The sequence below is a fragment of the Amycolatopsis sp. NPDC051716 genome (genome assembly GCF_040681595.1).
Classification (GTDB): domain Bacteria; phylum Actinomycetota; class Actinomycetes; order Mycobacteriales; family Pseudonocardiaceae; genus Amycolatopsis.
The window spans coordinates 138,623-155,135 of sequence record NZ_JBFAZA010000011.1 but is presented as its reverse complement, the minus strand read 5'-3'; the positions used below and the strand labels follow the sequence as shown (position 1 = coordinate 155,135).

Below are 16,513 nucleotides of genomic sequence, written 5' to 3'. Positions count from 1 at the left end.
TGCGAGTGGCATCACGCCGGTGCGAGTGGCACGCCGGTGCGAGTGGAGTTCCCCGACCCCGCCACCGGCTGCGCTCCGACGGCCGGTGCGAGTGCGGCCCGCCCCAGCAGCCACCAGCTGCGCTCCGATGGTCAGTGCGAGTGGCACCACGCCGGTGCGCGTGGAGTTCCCCGACCCGGCCGCCGGCTGCGCTCCGATGGCCGGCTCTGCTGGCTGGTGCGAGTGGCGCCGCCCCAGCACCCGCCGCTCCCGGCCTGCGGGCCCGAGCCACCCCGGCTCGCGGGGCAAGCCACCCCGGCTTGCAAGCGAGCCGCCCTGCTCCGCGGGGGGCGAGCCGCCCGCTCTCCGGGCACCAGCCCGCCCTGGCCCGCGGGGCCCCCCATTTTCCACGCTACCGGTCACCACCGACAATTCCGGGCCCCGGAAAGACCGAACCGGTCAGCCGCGGTCTTCGAGGCGAGCCCGAACCACTGCCGCGTCCACGTCGAGCGCCTACCCGTGCCGGGTCGCGTGGCTTGGCACCCACCCGGGCCGGGGCATGGCAGTCTGTGCGGGTGACCGGATCCCTTGCCCTGCTCGACTCCGCGAGCCTGTACTTCCGCTCCTTCTTCGCCCTGCCCGACTCGATGCGCGCCGCCGACGGGACGCAGGTCAACGCCGTGCGGGGGTTCGCCGACACGATCGCGCGGATCCTCACCGACCGGCGGCCCGCGCGGCTGGTCTGCTGCCTAGACGCCGACTGGCGGCCGAAGTTCCGCACCGACCTGCTGCCCAGCTACAAGGCGCACCGGGTGGCCGAAGAGACCGGCAGCGGCCCGGACGTCGAAGAGGTGCCCGACACGCTCACCCCGCAGGTGCCGATCATCCTCGAGCTGCTCGAAGCGTTCGGGTTCGCCACCGCCGAAGCCGCCGGCTACGAGGCCGATGACGTCATCGGCGCGCTGGCGACCCGCGAAAAGACCGACCCGGTCGAGGTGATCACCGGCGACCGGGACCTCTTCCAGCTGGTGCGCAGCGAACCCACGCCCACCTCGGTCATCTACGTCGGCAAAGGCTGGGCCAAGGCCGAAGTCCTCGGGCCGGCCGAGATCGCCGAGCGCTACAGCCTGCCCCGCGAGACCGCCGGGCCCGCGTACGCGGACATGTCGATGATGCGCGGCGACCCCTCCGACGGTCTGCCCGGTGTCGCGGGCATCGGCGAGAAGACCGCCGCGAAGCTGATCACGCAGTTCGGGTCGCTCGACGCCCTCCTCGCCGCGGCCGACGCCGGGGATTCCGCGGTCCCGCTCAAGACCCGGCTGCGGCTGAAGGACGCGGCGGACTACCTCGCCGTCGCCCCGACCGTCGTCCGGGTGGCGGTCGACGCGCCGGTGGAGCAGTCCCGCCCCGACACCGTGCCCGCGACGCCGGCCGACCCGGAGCGGGTCGCCGAGCTGGCCGAACGGTGGAACCTCGGCAACTCGGTCGAACGGCTGCTCAAGGCCCTGCCCGGCGCCTAGAAGTGCGTGCCGCACCACGGGGCGGCCGTCGTGGTGAACAGCTCGTCGGCCCGCCCGAGCGCGGCCGCGTCGCGGACGTCGATGCGGCCCGCGTCCGCCAGCGTCGTCGCAGCCCAGTGCCCGAGGTAGAGCATGCCGAGCGTGCCGGCGTCGAGGGCCAGGTCCGCGGCCGCGTCGGTGCGCCGGGCGCCGTCCGGGCCGATCTCGTAGTGCCCGGTGTTGGCCGGCAGCAGCCGGTCGGTGACCGCGAGCACGACCGGGCCGGCCGCGCGGTAGGTGCGCGCGGCGAGCGCGGCGGTGACGTCGATCGGCCGCAGCCACAGGTCGTCCTCGACGGCGGTGGTCGCCGCGTGCCGGTGGTCGGTCAGCATCAGGGCCAGCGGCTCGTCGACCGGCCGGTGCCGGGCGTGCACCTGCGATACCAGGTCCACCGACAGCAGGAACCGCCAGAGCGCGGCCCGCGCGGCCGGGCTCGCCCCGTGCAGGTCGAAGACTTCCAGCGCGGCACCGTGATCGGGTGAATCGAACGTCCGGCGATCGATCGTGGCGTAGACGACGAAGCCGTCCTCCCCGTCCGGTCCACTGTGGACGGCGACGAGCCGGCCGCCGTCCGGGCCGGCGTACCGGTCGTGCGAGATCGGCCACCACAGCTCCGGCCGCCCGATCATGCCCGGCCGGTGCAGCCCGATCCGCCGGTACAGCCCCGGAATCTCCTTCACCGCCTCCTCGGGCGTGAGCAGCCGGACGTCTCCGCCGGCGGCCACGCGCTCGTGGAGCCGGGCCGCCGGCCGCGTCACCCGCAGCGTCTTGCCGAGCGCCGCCGAGCCGTAGCCGAACCGCCCGTAGATGGTGGGTTCGCTGGCGTGCAGCGCCGCCAGCGGCAGCCCGCGCGCGGCGAAATCGGCCAGCTGGGCGGCCATCATCGCGCTGAGCACGCCGCGGCGGGTCCGGTCGGCGCGGACGCCGACGCCCTCCACCGCGGCGACCGGCAGCGTCCGCCCACCCGGGACGGCGATCTCGGTGTCGTAGGAGCTCACGATCCCGATCGGAGCGCGGCCGTCGAACGCGCCGAACTTGTGCGCGACGGGCCACGAATCCCCGGCCCGGGCCCAGACGTCGTCGGGGACGGGCCCGCGGTGCAGCGCGCGGCGCAGCAGGTCGAAGGTGCCGCGGCGCTCTTCTTCGGTGATCGGGCGGACGTCGAAGGCGGTCATCCTCCCGATCTTGCCGCGGGGCATCCGGCCCGGCACGCGGTTTTCCGCGCCCGCTCAGAAGTGGCTGCCGCTCCAGGCCGCCACGCGGGTGCCGAAGAGCAGGTCCGCCGCCTCGGGCGCGGCCGGGTCACGCACCTCGATCCGGCCGGCCGCCGCCAGCGCCGAAGGCCGCCAGGTCCCGAGGTAGACCATGGCCAGGGTGGTGACGTCCATCCGGAGCCCGGCCGGCCGGTCCGTGCGCCCGGCACCGTCCGGGCCGACGAGGTAGGTGCCGCTGTTGCCGGGCAGCAGCGGGTCGGTCACCTCGACGACCACCGGGCCGGCGTGGCCGTAGGCCCGGCCGGCCAACGCGGCCGGGACGTCGACGAGCCGGATCCAGTGCTCGTCGCCGATCCGGTCGACGTTCCCGCTCCGGTGGTCGGCGAGCAGCAGCTCGATCGGATCGTCCAGCGGCCGCGAATCCGCGACGACCCGATCGACCAGGTCGACGCCGAGCAGGAACCGCCACAGCCCCGCGTACGCGGTCGCGGAACCCGCGAACAGGTCCGCCACCTCCAGGGTCTTGGTCCACGGGTGGGCGAGCGCGCCCCCCACGGAGTAGGTCGCGAACCCGTCGGGCCCACCGGGTCCGTGATGCACGACGGCCTTCACCGGCGAAGCGCGCCGCCGCAGCTGCATCTCGTAGAGCCGCCACAGCACCTCCGGCCGGGACATCATCCCCGGCCGGTGCTCGAGACCGTCGTACACACCGGGGCAGACTTCCAGCGCCCGGTCGAGGTCCAGCAGCTCCAGCTCCCCACCGATCGGCGCATCCGGCCGCAGCCGCGCCCGGTGCCGGTCGACGCCGTAGGTGCGGTACCGGGTGGCCAAGCCGTAGCCGAACCGGCTGTAGATCCCGGCTTCGGACGCGAGCAGGTTCGCGAACACCACCCCTCGGTCGGCGAAGCCCGCCAGCTGCGTGGTCATCAGCGCCCGCAGCACCCCGCGGCGAGTGCGATCGGCGCGCACCCCCACCGAGGTGACGCCCACCATCGGCAGCCGCGCCCCGCCGGGCACCGTCAGCTCCGCGTCGAAGAACCGGGCGGTCCCGATGAGCTCCGGATCGAACGCCCCGAGCGCACCCCCGGGCTGGTAGTACCGCGCCGCGTACACCCATTCGGCGTCGTCGGACGGCGGGTTGTGCACGGTCTCCCGGAACAGGTTGCTCGCCGCCCGGTGCTCCCCGGTGCCCAGCGTCCGGATCTCGAAGTCGTTCATGCCCGGATCATCTCCGGAAACGGCGAAACCCGGCCACCGGAAACACCGGCGGCCGGGCCTCGGAGTCGCCCAGGGGTCGCTCCTACTTGGCGACGGGCGGGGAAACCTCGTAGTTGCCGCCGGTGCCCTTCACCGTGATCGGCACCTGCTGCGGCTTCCCGGCGATCGTGGCGGTGCACGAGAACTTGGCCCCGTCCTCCACCTTCTGCTCGGCGGGACAGGTGACGCCGGTGACGCCGTCGATCTTGTACGTCTCGGTCAGCAGCTTCTGCACGTCGGTCTGCATCTGGGTGTTGTTGAAGACCTGCGTCTTCAGGAACCCGGGCGCGACGAACCCCAGGACCAGGAACACGGCGACGGCCACGATCGCCACCACCACGCCGATCAGCAGGCCCTTCTTCGACTTCGCCGGCTTCTCCCCCTCCGGGGCGGCCGCGCCGGGGAACTGCTGGCCGTAGTCGTACTGGCCGCCCGGCTGCTGCCCGTACTGCGGCTGCGCCTGGGGCCCGCTCGGCGGGTACGCCCCGCCGGGCTGCTGGCCGTACTGCGGCTGGGCCTGCGGCCCGCTCTGCGGGTACCCGCCCCCGGGCTGCTGCCCGTAGGGCGGCGGCTGCTGGCCCCACTGCGGCTGCTGCGGCGGGGTGTACCCGCCCGGCTGCTGCCCCCACTGCTGCGGTTGCTGGGGCTGCTGCGGCTGGCCCCACGGCTGCTGCTGGTTCGGATCGTAAGGAGGCTGCTGCGGCTGCCCCCACTGCGGCTGCTCCTGCGAACCGCTCGGCGGGTACGCGCCGCCCGGCTGCTGCCCGTACTGGGGCTGCTGTGGGTCGTTGCCGCCATACGGCGTGCTCATCGTCTGCCTCCGCCTGCTTCGCTCATCTCGCTGTCCACCCCGAAACACCGGCAAGCCGCACACACGGTGTCGCACGCGATCCAACCACAGGTCGGAGCCGAGCACACGTGTCCACGCTCACCGCCCGCGCGGCCACCGAGCAGGGCTAACACCGAGTTCACGCGGCGCCCGCGGCCACGACTCCGCGGCGCAGGGCCTTCACCGCCTCCGCCGCCGCCGCACCCACCGGATCCGCCTTGCCGAGCACGTCCCGGATCTGGTCGAGCAGGTCGATCACCTGACGCGACCAGCGCACGAAGTCACCGGCCGACAGCTCCTGGCCGTTGGCCTCGGCCGCGGTGAGGACCTTCTCCAGGGATTCACCGCGGGCCCACCGATAAACCGGCCACGCGAACCCCGCGTCGGGCTCCCGGGTGCGATCGAGCCGGTGCCGCCGCTCGTCCTCGGTCAGCTCCACCCACAGCCGCGCCGTCTCCTGCCACGCCTCCGGCACGGCCCCGCCCGGCAGCCGCGGCTCACCGGCGGTGTCCCGGCGCGCCTCGAACACGAGCGTCGACACGACCGCGGCCAGTTCGGCCGGGTTCAGCTTCCGCCACACGCCGTGCCGGATGCACTCCGCGGCCAGCAGGTCCGACTCGCTGTAGAGCCGGGTCAGCCGCCGGCCGTGCTCCGTGACGCGATCCTCGCCGTCACCCGCCGACTCCGGCCCGAGATAGCCGCGCTCACCCAGCAAAGCCAGGATCCGGTCGAACGCGCGCGCCAGCGAGTGCGTCGTCGCCGCGACCTTCCGCTCCAGCTGCTCCGTTTCCGCGGCCAGCCGTTGATACCGCTCGACCCAGCGCAGGTTCGCCTCGCGCTCGGCCAGCCCGTGGCACGGATGCGCCCGCAGCGCCCGCTGCAGCACGGCCAGCTCGCCGTCCTCGTTCGCCCCCGACCGCCGCTTTTGCCGGCCCGGCAGCGAAATCCCGGCGCTGCGCAGCGCCGAAGCGATGTCCCGGCGCGTCCGCGGCGACCGCAGCTCGATGTGCTTGGGCAGCTTGATCCGCCCCAGCACCTCCACCGGTGCCGGGAAGTCCGCCACCGACAACGGCCCGGACCACCGATCCTCGGTCACCACCACCGGACGCGGCTCCCGGATCGGGTCCAGCCCCGGATCGACCACCACCGCCAGCCCCGCCCGGCGCCCGGCCGGCACGGCGATGACGTCACCCTTGCGCAGCTTCTCCAGCGACTCCGCGGTCCCGGCCCGCCGCACGGCCGTGTTCTGCCGCGACAACGCCTTCTCCCGCGCCGAAATCTTCGCCCGCAGCTCGACGTACTCCAGGACCTCGTCGAAATCGCCGGTCACCGCGGCCGTGTAGCCCTTCAGCGCTTCCTTGTTCCGCTCGATCCGGCGCGCGGTGCCCACCACCGACCGGTCGGCCTGGAACTGCGCGAACGACTGCTCCAGCAGCTCACGCGCCTCGGCCGCCCCGACCTGCGCCACCAGGTTGACCGCCATGTTGTAGCCCGGCCGGAACGACGACCGCAGCGGATAGGTCCGCGTCGAGGCCAGCCCGGCCACCTGCTTCGGATCCACCCCCGGCTGCCACGCGACGACGGCGTGCCCCTCCACGTCGATGCCCCGCCGCCCGGCCCGGCCGGTGAGCTGCGTGTACTCCCCCGGCGTCAGATCGACGTGCGCCTCGCCGTTGTACTTCACCAGCCGCTCGAGCACGACCGTGCGGGCGGGCATGTTGATCCCCAGCGCCAAGGTCTCCGTGGCGAAGACGGCCTTCACCAGCCCACGGACGAACAGCTCCTCGACGGTCTCCTTGAACGCCGGCAGCAACCCGGCGTGGTGCCCGGCGATCCCGCGCTCCAGCGCCTCCCGCCACTCCCAGTAACCCAGCACGCCCAGGTCACCTTCGGGCAGATCCGCCGTGCGCTCCTCGATCACCCGGCGGATCTCGTCGACCTCGCCCGGCCCGTTCAGCCGCAACCCCGACCGGACGCACTGCGCGACCGCGGCGTCACAACCGGCGCGGGAAAAGATGAACACGATCGCCGGCAGCAACCCGGCCCGGTCCAGCTGCTCGACGACGTCGACCCGCGACGGCGGCCGGAACCGCGGCATCCGCGGCGGCGCACCCCGCCGGCCCCGCGGCCCGCGGAACCCCGCCGGCGCGTACTGGCGGCCGATCTCCTCCGTCCGGCGCAGCAGGGTCGGGTTGATCCGCAGCTCGGCGTTCGGCGCGTGCACGTCGTCCCCGGCGAACAGGTCCAGCAGCCGGTTGCCCACCAGCATGTGCTGCCAGAGCGGCACCGGCCGGTGCTCGTCCACGACGACCGTCGTGTCGCCCCGGACCTCCACCAGCCACTCGCCGAACTCCTCGGCGTTGCTGACCGTCGCCGACAGCCCCACCACGCGGACGTGCTCGGGCAGGTGCAGGATCACCTCTTCCCACACCGCGCCCCGGAACCGGTCGGCGAGGTAGTGGACCTCGTCCATCACGACGTACCCGAGGTCGATGATCGTGGACGAGCCCGCGTAGAGCATGTTGCGCAGCACCTCGGTGGTCATCACGACCACCTGCGCGTTGCCGTTGATCGAGGTGTCCCCGGTCAGCAACCCGACGGCGTCGGCGCCGTACCGGGCCACGAGGTCGGCGTACTTCTGGTTCGACAAGGCCTTGATCGGCGTCGTGTAGAAGCACTTGCGGCCCTCGGCGAGCGCCAGGTGCACGGCGAACTCGCCGACCACGGTCTTGCCCGCCCCGGTGGGCGCGCACACCAGCACGCCGTGGCCGTCTTCCAGGGCCTCGCACCCGCGGATCTGGAACTGGTCGAACTCGAAGGACGCCTCGGCGGCGAAGCGCGTCAGCTGGGGGTACTTCCCACGGCGCGCGGAGGCCGCATAGGCCTCGGCCGGGGACGAAGAAGGGCTACTGGCCACCTCGTCAGGGTTTCACACCCCTCCGACAGTTCGCACGTTGCGTATGACGATCTGCCGAATAGGTCGTTATACACCTGAACGGACCACGGAACCGGTTTCCGTCCGGTCGCGTCGGAGCGGGCATGACGGAACCGTGCCCGAGCTGCGGCTCGCTGGACCAGGTGCAGCACGTGCCCGCGGTCTACCACGGCGGGCACTCCTTCTACCGTGGTCAGGGCCCGACGGTGGCCGTGCCGGCCGGCGACGGCCTCGTCTACACCAGCAGTCAGGTCAGCGGGGTCTCCGTGACCGCCGTCGCCCGTTCGCTGGACCCCTTCCCTCCCCCGCGGCGCGGCGGCGGCCTGCTGGTGACGGCGATCGTGCTGGCCCTGGTAGGCAGCTGTTTCCTGCTGCTGCCGTTCTCGGTGTCCGACGGCCCGCCGCCCGGCGGTGCGGCGGCGATGGCGCTGGGGGTCGTGCTGTTCGCACTGCCTTCGCTGTGCGTGTTCGTCGCGGCCGGCGTGCTGGTGTGGCTGTACGCGCGGCGGGTGCGGGCGCACCGGCGGCAGCGGCGCGGGGTCCCGGCGGCGCGGCAGGTGTGGGAGCAGGGCTGGTTCTGCCACCGCTGCGGCGGCGTCTACTTCGCCGAGGCGGGCCGCCTGCTGACCCCGGCCCACTTCCGGCACCTGGTGGCGCGGGCGGGCGGCTACGACCGTTAGGCCAGCACGGTCAGCGCACCCGGCACACAGCTGGCCGTCACCGGGACCGGCAGCGGTGGCGGCGGTTCCGCCGGCTGGCGGTTCCGCCGGCGTAGATCTCGGCGTTGGCGACCTGGATGGTCGCGCTCGCAGCGGCGCACCGGGTCGCCGGTGACCCGGCCGATCGGCAGCGAACCAGCGCCGCACGCACGGTTGAGGCGGGCAGTCAGGCCAGCACGGTGAGCGCACCCGGCACACAGCTGGCCGTCACCGGGACCGTGCCCTGCGGTTCGCCGTCGGCGTACGCGGGCCACGTGTTGCCCGCCAGGGTCACCGAGCGGGCGCGCAGCGTGCGGACCGCCGGGTGGGTCAGGTGCTTGCCCGTGCGCAGGCCCGGGAGCAGGCGGATCAGGCCGCGGCGGGTGGCGTGGCCGATGATCGTGACGTCGAAGACGCCGTCCTCGGGGTCGGCCGTCGGGCAGATCGGGACGCCGCCGCCGTAGAAGCGGGTGTTGCCGATCGCCACGAGCGTCGCGTCGAGTTCGAGGCGGCCGGTGCCGGTGTCGACGACCACCGGGCGGGAGCGGAACGCCGCCAGTTCGGCCAGGATCGCGACGTCGTAGCGGCGCGGCCCGGCCGGCCAGCGCATCCGGTTGGCGCGTTCGTTGACGCTCGCGTCGAACCCCGCGCACAGCACCGTCGCGAACCAGGTGTCGCCCACGCGGCCGAGGTCGATCCGCCGGCGGGCGCCCGAGCGCAGGGCGGCGACCAGTGCGTCGACCGCCGGGAGCGGCTCGCCAGGGATGCCGAGGGCACGGGCGAAGTCGTTGCCGGTGCCCGCCGGGACCAGGCCGAGCGCGACGTCGTGGTTCGCGCAGAACTGGACGCCCTGGTGGGCGGCGCCGTCCCCGCCGAGCACGATCAGGACGTCCAGACCGGCGGCGTGGGAGGACCGCATCAGCGCGCGGGACTCCTCGACCGAGTTGGCGACCAGGACGTCGAGGCGGTCCACGGCGGTGCGCAGCCGCTCGGCGACCGTGTCGGCGATCCGGGCGGCCGCGCCGTGCCCCGACGCCGGGTGCACGGCGAGCGCGGCGTGGATCCCCACTACGTGACGTCGTCGGTGCTCGAGCGGCCGCCGGACGCGGTCGGGGTGGACGGCTCGTCGTCGACGGTGCTCGGCGTGTAGTCGAACGGCGCGGCTTCGTCGTCGGCGAGCTTGTCCCAGCCTTCTTCGCCACGGCTCTTTTCGAGCTTGCGGTCGTGGAAGCGCGCCATCTGGACGGCGATCTCGAACAGCACGGTGAGCGCGCCGGCGAGGCCGAGCATGGAGAACGGGTCCGAGCCGGGGGTGGCGAAGGCCGCGAAGACGAACAACGCGAACACGATGCCGCGGCGCCACTTCTTCAGCTGCACGTACTTGACGATGCCGACGCGGTTGAGCATCACCACCAGCAGCGGCAGCTCGAAGCTGATCCCGAAGATGATCAGCAGCGACAGCAGGAACGAAATGTACTTGTCCGCGGTGAGCGCGGTGACGAACGCGTCCTGCCCGAAGCCCATGAGCAGCTGCAGGGCGTGCGGGAAGAGGATGTAGGCGAGCACGGCACCGGTGGCGAACAGCACCGACGCGAACCCGACGAACGTCAGGGCGTACTTGCGCTCCTTGCTGTACAGGCCGGGCGCGATGAACGCCCAGAGCTGGTACAGCCAAGCCGGCGAGAGGAGCACGGCGCCGGCGGCGATCCCGACCTTCAGCTGCGTCATGAAGGCCTCGAACGGCACGGTCTGCAGCAGCCGGCACCCCTCGGCGCTGTCCAGCCGGCGCTGCGGCGGGATGGCGCAGTACGGGTCCTTGACGAGGTCGCCCAGCGACGGGATCGGGCCGATGTTGGTCCCGAACCAGATGAACCCGAAGATGCCGCCGATGACGACGGCGAGCAGCGCGAAGCCGAGGCGGCGGCGGAACTCGTAGATGTGCTCGATGAGCGTCATCGTGCCGTCGGGGTTGGTGCGACGGCTGCGCTTGCGCCGCTTCGAAGTGCGGCTGTCACCGTTTCCGGAGGCGGATTCCGCCACGGGTTGTTCCGTTCTCGTCGGAGTCCGCCGGAGCGCGCCGGGTGCGGCGCGCTCCGTGGACCGGGGACCGGGTGTGGCCGGAGCCGCTCAGCTGACGTTCTTCTGCGGCTGCTCGGCCGCCTGCTGCTTCTTCAGCTCGTCGAGCTGCCGCTGCAGGTCGGCGACCTGCTGGTCGGTCGAAGCGGGTGCGGCGGGCGTGGCCGGGATCTGCTTCGTCTCGACGGGCTCGGCGTCTTCGTGCGCCGCGGCCTTGTCGCCGGTGAGGTCCTTGGTCTCGGCCTTGAAGATCTTCATGGACTTGCCGATGGACCGGGCCGCGTCGGGAAGCCTCTTGGCCCCGAACAGCAGCACGACGACGAGCACCAAGATGATCAAATGCCACGGCTGCAATCCGTTCAGCATGGTGGCCTCCTATCTGCGTCTGGTAGGGATGTTACTGGTTTTCCGCTTTGCGGCGGCGCCGCGCGAACGCGACGCGCAGTCCCGCCGACCGGGCCCGGACGAGCCCGGCCCGGTCCTGGGTGTTCGTCACCACCATGCTTGTGGTTTGCCGGAAGGCACGCAAGACCTTGACGGTCCGCACCAGCAGGACCACGAGGCCGGCGAGACCGATCAGGATGAGCACGGCGGCGGGCAGGTACGGCACGCGATCAGCCTAGTGGTCGCAGGTTGACGGAAGGTGACGGGCTCGGGCCACGGCGTCGGCGGCCCGGCGGCCGACGTCGGACGCGAGGTCGGCCGGGCTCTCCACCAGCGCTTCCCCGCCCAGACCCAGCACCAGGCGCACCATCCACGACTGGTCGGCGTAGCGCATCCGGATCCGCAGCCGGCCGCCGTCGAGCTCGTCGAGCTCCTCGCACGGGTAGTACTCGGCTACCCAGCGTGCGTCCGGGTCGAGGACCAGGACGGCCTCCCGCTGGTCGGGACGCTGCCGAAAGACACCCTCGGAGATGTCGGTGGGGTGGGCGTGCGCGGGCGGGCGCGCCGGCTCGTCGAGGACCGTCAGCTCGTCGATCCGGTCGAGCCGGAACAACCGGACGTCCTCGGCGCGGCGGCACCAGGCCTCGAGGTAGCCCACCGCCTGGACGATCAGCAGCCGCATCGGGTCGACCGTGCGCTCGGTGATCTGGTCCTTCGAGGCGGTGTAGTAGCGGATCCGCAGCGCCCGCCCGCCCTGCAGCGCGCGGGCGACCTCCTCGCGGGTCCGGGCGGTCTTCTTGCCTTCGCGGACTCCCCCGCCGACGATCACGCCGGCCGGCTGGGCCTGCCCGGCGGCGGCTTCGATCTTGGCGATGGAGCGGCGGACGGCGTCGCCGTCGACCACGCCCGGGGTCTCGGCCAGCGCGCGCAGCGCCACCAGCAGTGCGGTCGCCTCGCCGCCGGTCAGGCGCAGCGGGCGGCTCATCCCGGCGTCGTGGGTGACGATGATCGTGTCACCCTCGAAGGACAGGTCGATCAGGTCGCCGGGGCCGTAGCCGGGCAGCCCGCACATCCACAGCAGCTCGAGGTCCTTGCGCAGCTGCTTCGGCGAGACGTCGAAGTCGTGCGCGGCCTCGTCGATGCGGACGCCCGGGCGCGCGAGCAGGTACGGCACGAGCGCGAGCAGTCTCGGCATCCGGTCGGTGGACCCGCTCACAACGCGCTCCCCTGCCGGGCGACGACGGCTTCCAGCCGGTCCTGGACGCTCTTGGCCAGCACGTCGGGTTCGTAGACGACGACGTCCGGGCCCTGCGCGCTGATCCAATCGGCGGCCGATTCCGGGTACAGCAGCCCGATCTCCACGAGATCGCCCTCTTCGCCGTCGACGGTGGCGCGGCCGACCACGGTGCCGCGGCGGCGGACACCGGCCGCACGGCCGTCGGCGACCCAGACCCGGGCGGTGGTGACCGGCGCCGGTTCGCTCTCGACGGTGGCCGTGACGAGCTTGAGCAGGTTGACGCCCTCGGGGCGCCGGACCTCGCCGGGCTTGCCGACCGGGCGGACCTGGCCGGTGACGCGGGAGAGCCGGAAGCAGCGGGTGGCGCCGCGGTCGCGGTCGTGCCCGACGACGTACCAGCGGGCCCGCCACGACACCACGCCCCACGGTTCGAGGGTGCGCATGATCCGCTCCGGGGAGCCGCTGCGGCGGTACTCGAAGCGGACGGCCTGGCCGTTCTGGACCGCGGCCAGCAGCGGCCCGAACGCCGGTTCGGCGCGCACGCGCGGCTCGACCACGGTGGGCGCCTGGTCGTCGACCTCCAGGCCGGCGGCGCGCAGCTTCACGAGCGCCCCCTGCGCCTGGCCGGTCAGCTCCGGGGAGTCCCACAGCCGGGACGCCAGCGCGACCGCGGCGGCTTCGTCGGGAGCGAGGTCGATTTCGCCGAGTTCGTAGTCGCGGCGGGCGATGCGGTAGCCCTCGATCGCGTCGAACGCGGAGTTGCGGCCGGTCTCCAGGGGGATGCCGAGCTCGCGCAGCTCGGTCTTGTCCCGTTCGAACGTCCGGAAGTAGGCCTCGTCGCTGGCCGCGTCGCCGTAGCCGGGCACGATGCCGCGGATCTTTTCGGCCGTGAGGTACTGCCGGGTGGACAACAGGGCCAGTACCAGGTTGACCAGTCGTTCGGCGCGGGCGGTGGACACCCGGTAGAGCCTAGCCCGCGCCGCCCGGCCCGATCGTGAGGTCCGGGGTACGCGCGTCGTAATCGGTCCGGGCGGCGTCGACGGCTTCGAAGTTGGCCTCGGCCCACGCCTTGAACCCGGCCATCAGCGCGCGCAGCGATTCCCCCAGTGGCGTAAGGGAATAGTCGACGCGGACGGGCACCGCCGGCGTCACTTCGCGGCGGACGAGACCGTCCCGTTCGAGCACCCGCAGGGTCTGGGTGAGCATCTTCTGGCTGACCCCGGCGATGCGCCGCGAAAGGTCGCTGTAGCGCTGCGGGCCGTCACCGAGCGCGACCAGGATCAGGCTGACCCACTTGCCGGCGATCTCGTCGAGCAGCTTCCGGGTCGGGCACGCCGCCAGATAGGCGTCGTAGGCGGCTTTTTCGGCTTGCCGCCGCTGTTCCGCCGTGCGCGTGGGCACCGGGCGAACCTCCTGGTGAGCAGGGAACCTGTAGGTGCGTACTTCCCATCGGAGAGTAGCTCCCCATACGTTCGTGGGGGAAGGTGCCCGATCGAGAGGAGCAGGCGATGCGTGCGGTGGTGGTCCGGCGGTTCGGGGGGCCGGAGGTGCTGGAGTTCGCCGAGGTGCCCGTGCCCGAACCGGGTCCGGGGCAGGTGCGGATCCGGGTGGCGGCGGCCGCGGTGAACCCGGTGGACCTGGCGACCAGGAGCGGGGTGCTGAGTGCGGCCGGGGTGGTTCCGGCACGGGCGGTGCTCGGGCTGGGGTGGGACGTCGCCGGGTCGATCGACGACGCCGGGGACACCGGGTTCCGGGTGGGCGGGGCGGTGATCGGCCTGCGTGACCGGATCGCCACGCCGCTCGGCGCCTACGCCGAGCGGATCGTCCTGGACGCGTCGGCGGTCGCGCCGGCTCCGGCGGGTGTTTCGGCGGTCGAAGCCGCGACCCTGCCGCTGAACGCCCTGACCGCCGCGCAGGCGCTCGACCTGGTCGAAACCACCGGCACGGTCCTGGTCACCGGGGCGGCCGGCGCGGTCGGCGGGTACGCCGTCGCGCTGGCGCACGCGCGGAAGCTGCGGGTCGTCGCCGTGGCCGCCGAAGCCGACGAAGCCCAGGTGCGGGCCTTCGGCGCCGACGAGTTCGTGCCGCGCGGGCCGTCGCTGGGCGACCGGGTGCGCGCGGTGGTCCCGGGCGGGGTGGACGCCGCCCTCGACACGGCCCTGCTCGGCTTGGACGCCCTCGACGCGGTCCGCGGCGGCGGCGAGTTCGTGGCCTTCGCCGCGGGCGCCGCCCCGATCCCCCTGCGCGGGATCCGCGTCCGCACCGTCTGGATCCGCGCGGACGGCGAACGCCTCGCCGAGCTGGCCCGCTTGGCGGAGAACGGCACGCTCCCCCTGCGCGTCGCCGGCACCCTGCCGCTGACCGAGGCGGCGGCCGCGCACGAACGGCTGGCCGCGGGCGGCCTGCGCGGGCGGCTCGTCCTGCTGCCGTGAGAACCCGGCCGGGGTCCCATAACCTGGAGCACATGGATGATCGCGTTCTCCTCGTCACCGGCGCCTCGCGCGGCCTCGGCGCCGCGACCGCGCGCCTGGCCGCCGCCTCGGGCTTCAGGGTCGCCCTCGTCGCCCGCAAGGCCGAGTCCGTCACGCCCCTGGCCACCGAACTCGGCGACGACCGGGCCATCGCCCTCGCCGCCGACGTGGCGGACTGGCCGAGTATCTCCGGGGCCGTCGCCGAAACCGTCGAACGGTTCGGCCGGCTCGACGCCGCCTTCGCCAACGCCGGCATCGGCGTCGGGACGTCGTTCTTCGGCACCGACGACCCCGACCCGCGGGCGTGGGAGGAGATGGTCCGCACCAACGTCCTCGGCGCCGCCTACACCGCCCGCGCCGCGCTGCCCGCGCTCCGGGAAACCGCGGGCCACCTGCTGATCACCGGGTCCGTCGCCGGCCGCTACATCCGCAACGCGAGCCTCTACTCCGCCACGAAGTGGGCCGTGACCGGGATGGCCGGAGCCATCCGCGAGGAGGCCGTCGGCACCGGCGTCCGGGTCACGCTGATCAACCCGGGCATCACCGACACCGACATCCTCACCGACGAACAGCGCGAGAAGCCGAAGCTGGCCGCGGACGACATCGCTCGCGCGGTCCTCTACGCCCTCCAGCAGCCGCCCACGGTCGACGTCAACGAGATCATGGTCCGGCCGACCGGCCAGGTGCTCTAGCGAAGCCGGGCGACCCGGCCTCCGGCGCCGCTGGCCCAGCAGGCCGGCCCGGCGCAGTCGACGCTGTCGAAGCTGCCCGTGCCGAACGACGTCCAGTGCCGGCCGCCGTCGGGGCTGTAGTCGCTGCCGCCGGGGCCGACCGCCAGCACCGTCCCGCCGCGCCAGGCCAGCCCCGAGCGGTAGCCGGCGGGGTACTGGGGCGGGGTCGTCCAGGTGCGGCCGCGGTCCCGGGTCAGCGCGACGGCCGGGCCGGGCGCGCCCGGGTTCGCGAAGTCGCCACCGATCGCGATGCCCTGGGACGGCGAGCGGAAGGCCAGGGCGAACACGCCCGCCGACGAGCTGCTGGGCAACGGCGTGTCCGACGCCGTCCAGTGCCGGCCGCCGTCGCCGGAGTGCAGGACGCGGGCGGTCGCGCCGCCGCCGGTGGCGAGCCAGGCGTCGAACGGCCCGGCCGTCGTGACGCACTGGCCGCTGGCCGCGAACCCGGCCTCCCCGGGCAGCGCGGGCGGGAAGCCGCTGTCGGGCACCGGGCGCCAGCTGCGGCCGCCGTCGAAGGTGGCCTGCACCCGGAAGCGGCCGTCGACGGGGTCGCTCATCGCCAGGCCGCGCCACGGGTCGAAGAAGGCGAGGCAGTCGTAGAACGCCGCCGCGTCGGTGTTCTGGAACGTCTGGCGCCAATGCGCGCCGCCGTCGTCGGTCCGGTAGACGCGGGAGTCGGTCCCCGGCCCGATGGAGAGGACCACGGCGTGGTCGGCGTCGAAGGCCTCGATGTCGCGGAACTGGAGCGCCTCGGTCCCGGGCGGCCCGACCGGCGCCCAGGTGCGGCCGCCGTCGACCGTGCGCAGGACGGTGCCCTGCGTACCACTGACCCACGCGACCCGGGCGCTGACCGCGGCCAGGCCGCGGAACTGGGCGGTGACGCCGGTCGCCTTCAGCTCCCAGGCGGGCAGGTGCTCCCCCGCCGACGCCGGAACCGCGAGCGAAACCAGCAGGGCGAGCACGATCAGCACGACACGCATGCGGCGATCCTGCCGCACCCGTCACGCGACTTTCGTCGGAAACACCCGGCAGGGGGGGGGGGGGGTTTGGGGGGGGGTGACACCCCAATCACGCACCACCACGGGGGGGTGGGGGGGGTGGGGGGAGGGTAGCGGGCGGACACCCCCGCGGCCCGCCCGGGCC

16 protein-coding genes are annotated in these 16,513 nt (G+C 73.5%); 4 read left to right on the top strand and 12 right to left on the bottom strand.

All coding sequences use genetic code 11. From position 1 onward, the window contains the following. Positions 1-554 precede the first annotated feature (554 nt). Positions 555-1,499 (top strand): 5'-3' exonuclease H3TH domain-containing protein, encoded by a 945-nt coding sequence (locus tag AB0M30_RS17520; RefSeq protein WP_364585048.1) that lies wholly within the window; start codon positions 555-557, stop codon positions 1,497-1,499. Here the strand turns inward: AB0M30_RS17520 and AB0M30_RS17515 are convergent. The 4 genes from AB0M30_RS17515 to AB0M30_RS17500 all read right to left on the bottom strand — a co-directional run bounded on the left by AB0M30_RS17515 (position 1,496) and on the right by AB0M30_RS17500 (position 7,755). Then, the gene (locus tag AB0M30_RS17515; protein ID WP_364585047.1) at positions 1,496-2,713 is read right to left on the bottom strand and encodes a GNAT family N-acetyltransferase; all 1,218 of its coding nucleotides are present in this window, start codon (positions 2,711-2,713) and stop codon (positions 1,496-1,498) included. The genes AB0M30_RS17520 and AB0M30_RS17515 overlap by 4 nt on opposite strands. A 54-nt stretch (positions 2,714-2,767) precedes the next feature. Then, positions 2,768-3,970 (bottom strand): GNAT family N-acetyltransferase, encoded by a 1,203-nt coding sequence (locus AB0M30_RS17510; RefSeq protein WP_364585046.1) that lies wholly within the window; start codon positions 3,968-3,970, stop codon positions 2,768-2,770. An 82-nt stretch (positions 3,971-4,052) separates the two neighbouring features. Next, positions 4,053-4,820, bottom strand: coding sequence for a DUF4333 domain-containing protein (locus AB0M30_RS17505; protein WP_364585045.1), 768 nt, complete (start codon positions 4,818-4,820; stop codon positions 4,053-4,055). 157 nt (positions 4,821-4,977) lie between these two features. Then, positions 4,978-7,755, bottom strand: a complete 2,778-nt coding sequence (locus AB0M30_RS17500; protein WP_364585044.1) for a DEAD/DEAH box helicase — start codon at positions 7,753-7,755, stop codon at positions 4,978-4,980. Positions 7,756-7,877: 122 nt separating this feature from the next. Between AB0M30_RS17500 and AB0M30_RS17495 the strand changes: the two genes are divergently transcribed. Then, positions 7,878-8,453: a hypothetical protein gene (locus AB0M30_RS17495; protein WP_364585043.1), complete on the top strand. Its 576-nt coding sequence runs from the start codon at positions 7,878-7,880 to the stop codon at positions 8,451-8,453. 205 nt (positions 8,454-8,658) lie between these two features. On the opposite strand, the gene AB0M30_RS17490 is transcribed toward AB0M30_RS17495, so the two are convergent. The 7 genes from AB0M30_RS17490 to AB0M30_RS17460 all read right to left on the bottom strand — a co-directional run bounded on the left by AB0M30_RS17490 (position 8,659) and on the right by AB0M30_RS17460 (position 13,569). Further along, complete coding sequence (locus AB0M30_RS17490) at positions 8,659-9,540, bottom strand: YegS/Rv2252/BmrU family lipid kinase (RefSeq protein ID WP_364585042.1); 882 nt, start codon at positions 9,538-9,540, stop codon at positions 8,659-8,661. Then, on the bottom strand, positions 9,540-10,511 hold the full coding sequence (gene tatC / locus AB0M30_RS17485; protein ID WP_103342697.1) for a twin-arginine translocase subunit TatC: 972 nt from the start codon (positions 10,509-10,511) through the stop codon (positions 9,540-9,542). Before tatC ends, AB0M30_RS17490 begins: the two co-directional genes overlap by 1 nt. Before the next feature lie 87 nt (positions 10,512-10,598). Continuing rightward, entirely contained in the window at positions 10,599-10,913 is a 315-nt protein-coding gene (gene tatA, locus AB0M30_RS17480) for a Sec-independent protein translocase subunit TatA (protein WP_103342696.1), read from the bottom strand. Positions 10,914-10,944: 31 nt separating this feature from the next. Then, complete coding sequence (locus AB0M30_RS17475; protein ID WP_360181470.1) at positions 10,945-11,157, bottom strand: bacteriophage holin; 213 nt, start codon at positions 11,155-11,157, stop codon at positions 10,945-10,947. A 9-nt stretch (positions 11,158-11,166) separates the two neighbouring features. Next, positions 11,167-12,147, bottom strand: coding sequence for a WYL domain-containing protein (locus tag AB0M30_RS17470; protein WP_364585041.1), 981 nt, complete (start codon positions 12,145-12,147; stop codon positions 11,167-11,169). After that, positions 12,144-13,127 (bottom strand): WYL domain-containing protein, encoded by a 984-nt coding sequence (locus tag AB0M30_RS17465; protein ID WP_364585040.1) that lies wholly within the window; start codon positions 13,125-13,127, stop codon positions 12,144-12,146. The genes AB0M30_RS17470 and AB0M30_RS17465 overlap by 4 nt, the downstream gene beginning before the upstream one ends. A gap of 10 nt (positions 13,128-13,137) precedes the next feature. Further along, the gene (locus AB0M30_RS17460) at positions 13,138-13,569 is read right to left on the bottom strand and encodes a helix-turn-helix domain-containing protein (RefSeq protein ID WP_003065074.1); all 432 of its coding nucleotides are present in this window, start codon (positions 13,567-13,569) and stop codon (positions 13,138-13,140) included. A 107-nt stretch (positions 13,570-13,676) separates the two neighbouring features. On the opposite strand from AB0M30_RS17460, the gene AB0M30_RS17455 reads away from it, so the two are divergent. Then, positions 13,677-14,600 (top strand): NADP-dependent oxidoreductase, encoded by a 924-nt coding sequence (locus AB0M30_RS17455; protein ID WP_364585039.1) that lies wholly within the window; start codon positions 13,677-13,679, stop codon positions 14,598-14,600. A 32-nt stretch (positions 14,601-14,632) separates the two neighbouring features. After that, entirely contained in the window at positions 14,633-15,331 is a 699-nt protein-coding gene (locus tag AB0M30_RS17450; protein ID WP_364585038.1) for an SDR family oxidoreductase, read from the top strand. Here the strand turns inward: AB0M30_RS17450 and AB0M30_RS17445 are convergent. Next, positions 15,328-16,350: an oxidoreductase gene (locus tag AB0M30_RS17445; RefSeq protein ID WP_364585037.1), complete on the bottom strand. Its 1,023-nt coding sequence runs from the start codon at positions 16,348-16,350 to the stop codon at positions 15,328-15,330. The genes AB0M30_RS17450 and AB0M30_RS17445 overlap by 4 nt on opposite strands. Positions 16,351-16,513 lie beyond the last annotated feature (163 nt).

What these genes read in the sequence shown, in the direction of transcription:
- AB0M30_RS17515 (WP_364585047.1), bottom strand. Translation starts at nt 2,713, where the DNA reads ATGACCGCCTTCGACGTCCGCCCGATCACCGAAGAAGAGCGCCGCGGC.
- AB0M30_RS17495 (WP_364585043.1), top strand. Translation starts at nt 7,878, where the DNA reads ATGACGGAACCGTGCCCGAGCTGCGGCTCGCTGGACCAGGTGCAGCAC.
- AB0M30_RS17510 (WP_364585046.1), bottom strand. Translation starts at nt 3,970, where the DNA reads ATGAACGACTTCGAGATCCGGACGCTGGGCACCGGGGAGCACCGGGCG.
- AB0M30_RS17450 (WP_364585038.1), top strand. Translation starts at nt 14,633, where the DNA reads ATGGATGATCGCGTTCTCCTCGTCACCGGCGCCTCGCGCGGCCTCGGC.
- AB0M30_RS17455 (WP_364585039.1), top strand. Translation starts at nt 13,677, where the DNA reads ATGCGTGCGGTGGTGGTCCGGCGGTTCGGGGGGCCGGAGGTGCTGGAG.
- tatA (WP_103342696.1), bottom strand. Translation starts at nt 10,913, where the DNA reads ATGCTGAACGGATTGCAGCCGTGGCATTTGATCATCTTGGTGCTCGTC.
- AB0M30_RS17505 (WP_364585045.1), bottom strand. Translation starts at nt 4,820, where the DNA reads ATGAGCACGCCGTATGGCGGCAACGACCCACAGCAGCCCCAGTACGGG.
- AB0M30_RS17445 (WP_364585037.1), bottom strand. Translation starts at nt 16,350, where the DNA reads ATGCGTGTCGTGCTGATCGTGCTCGCCCTGCTGGTTTCGCTCGCGGTT.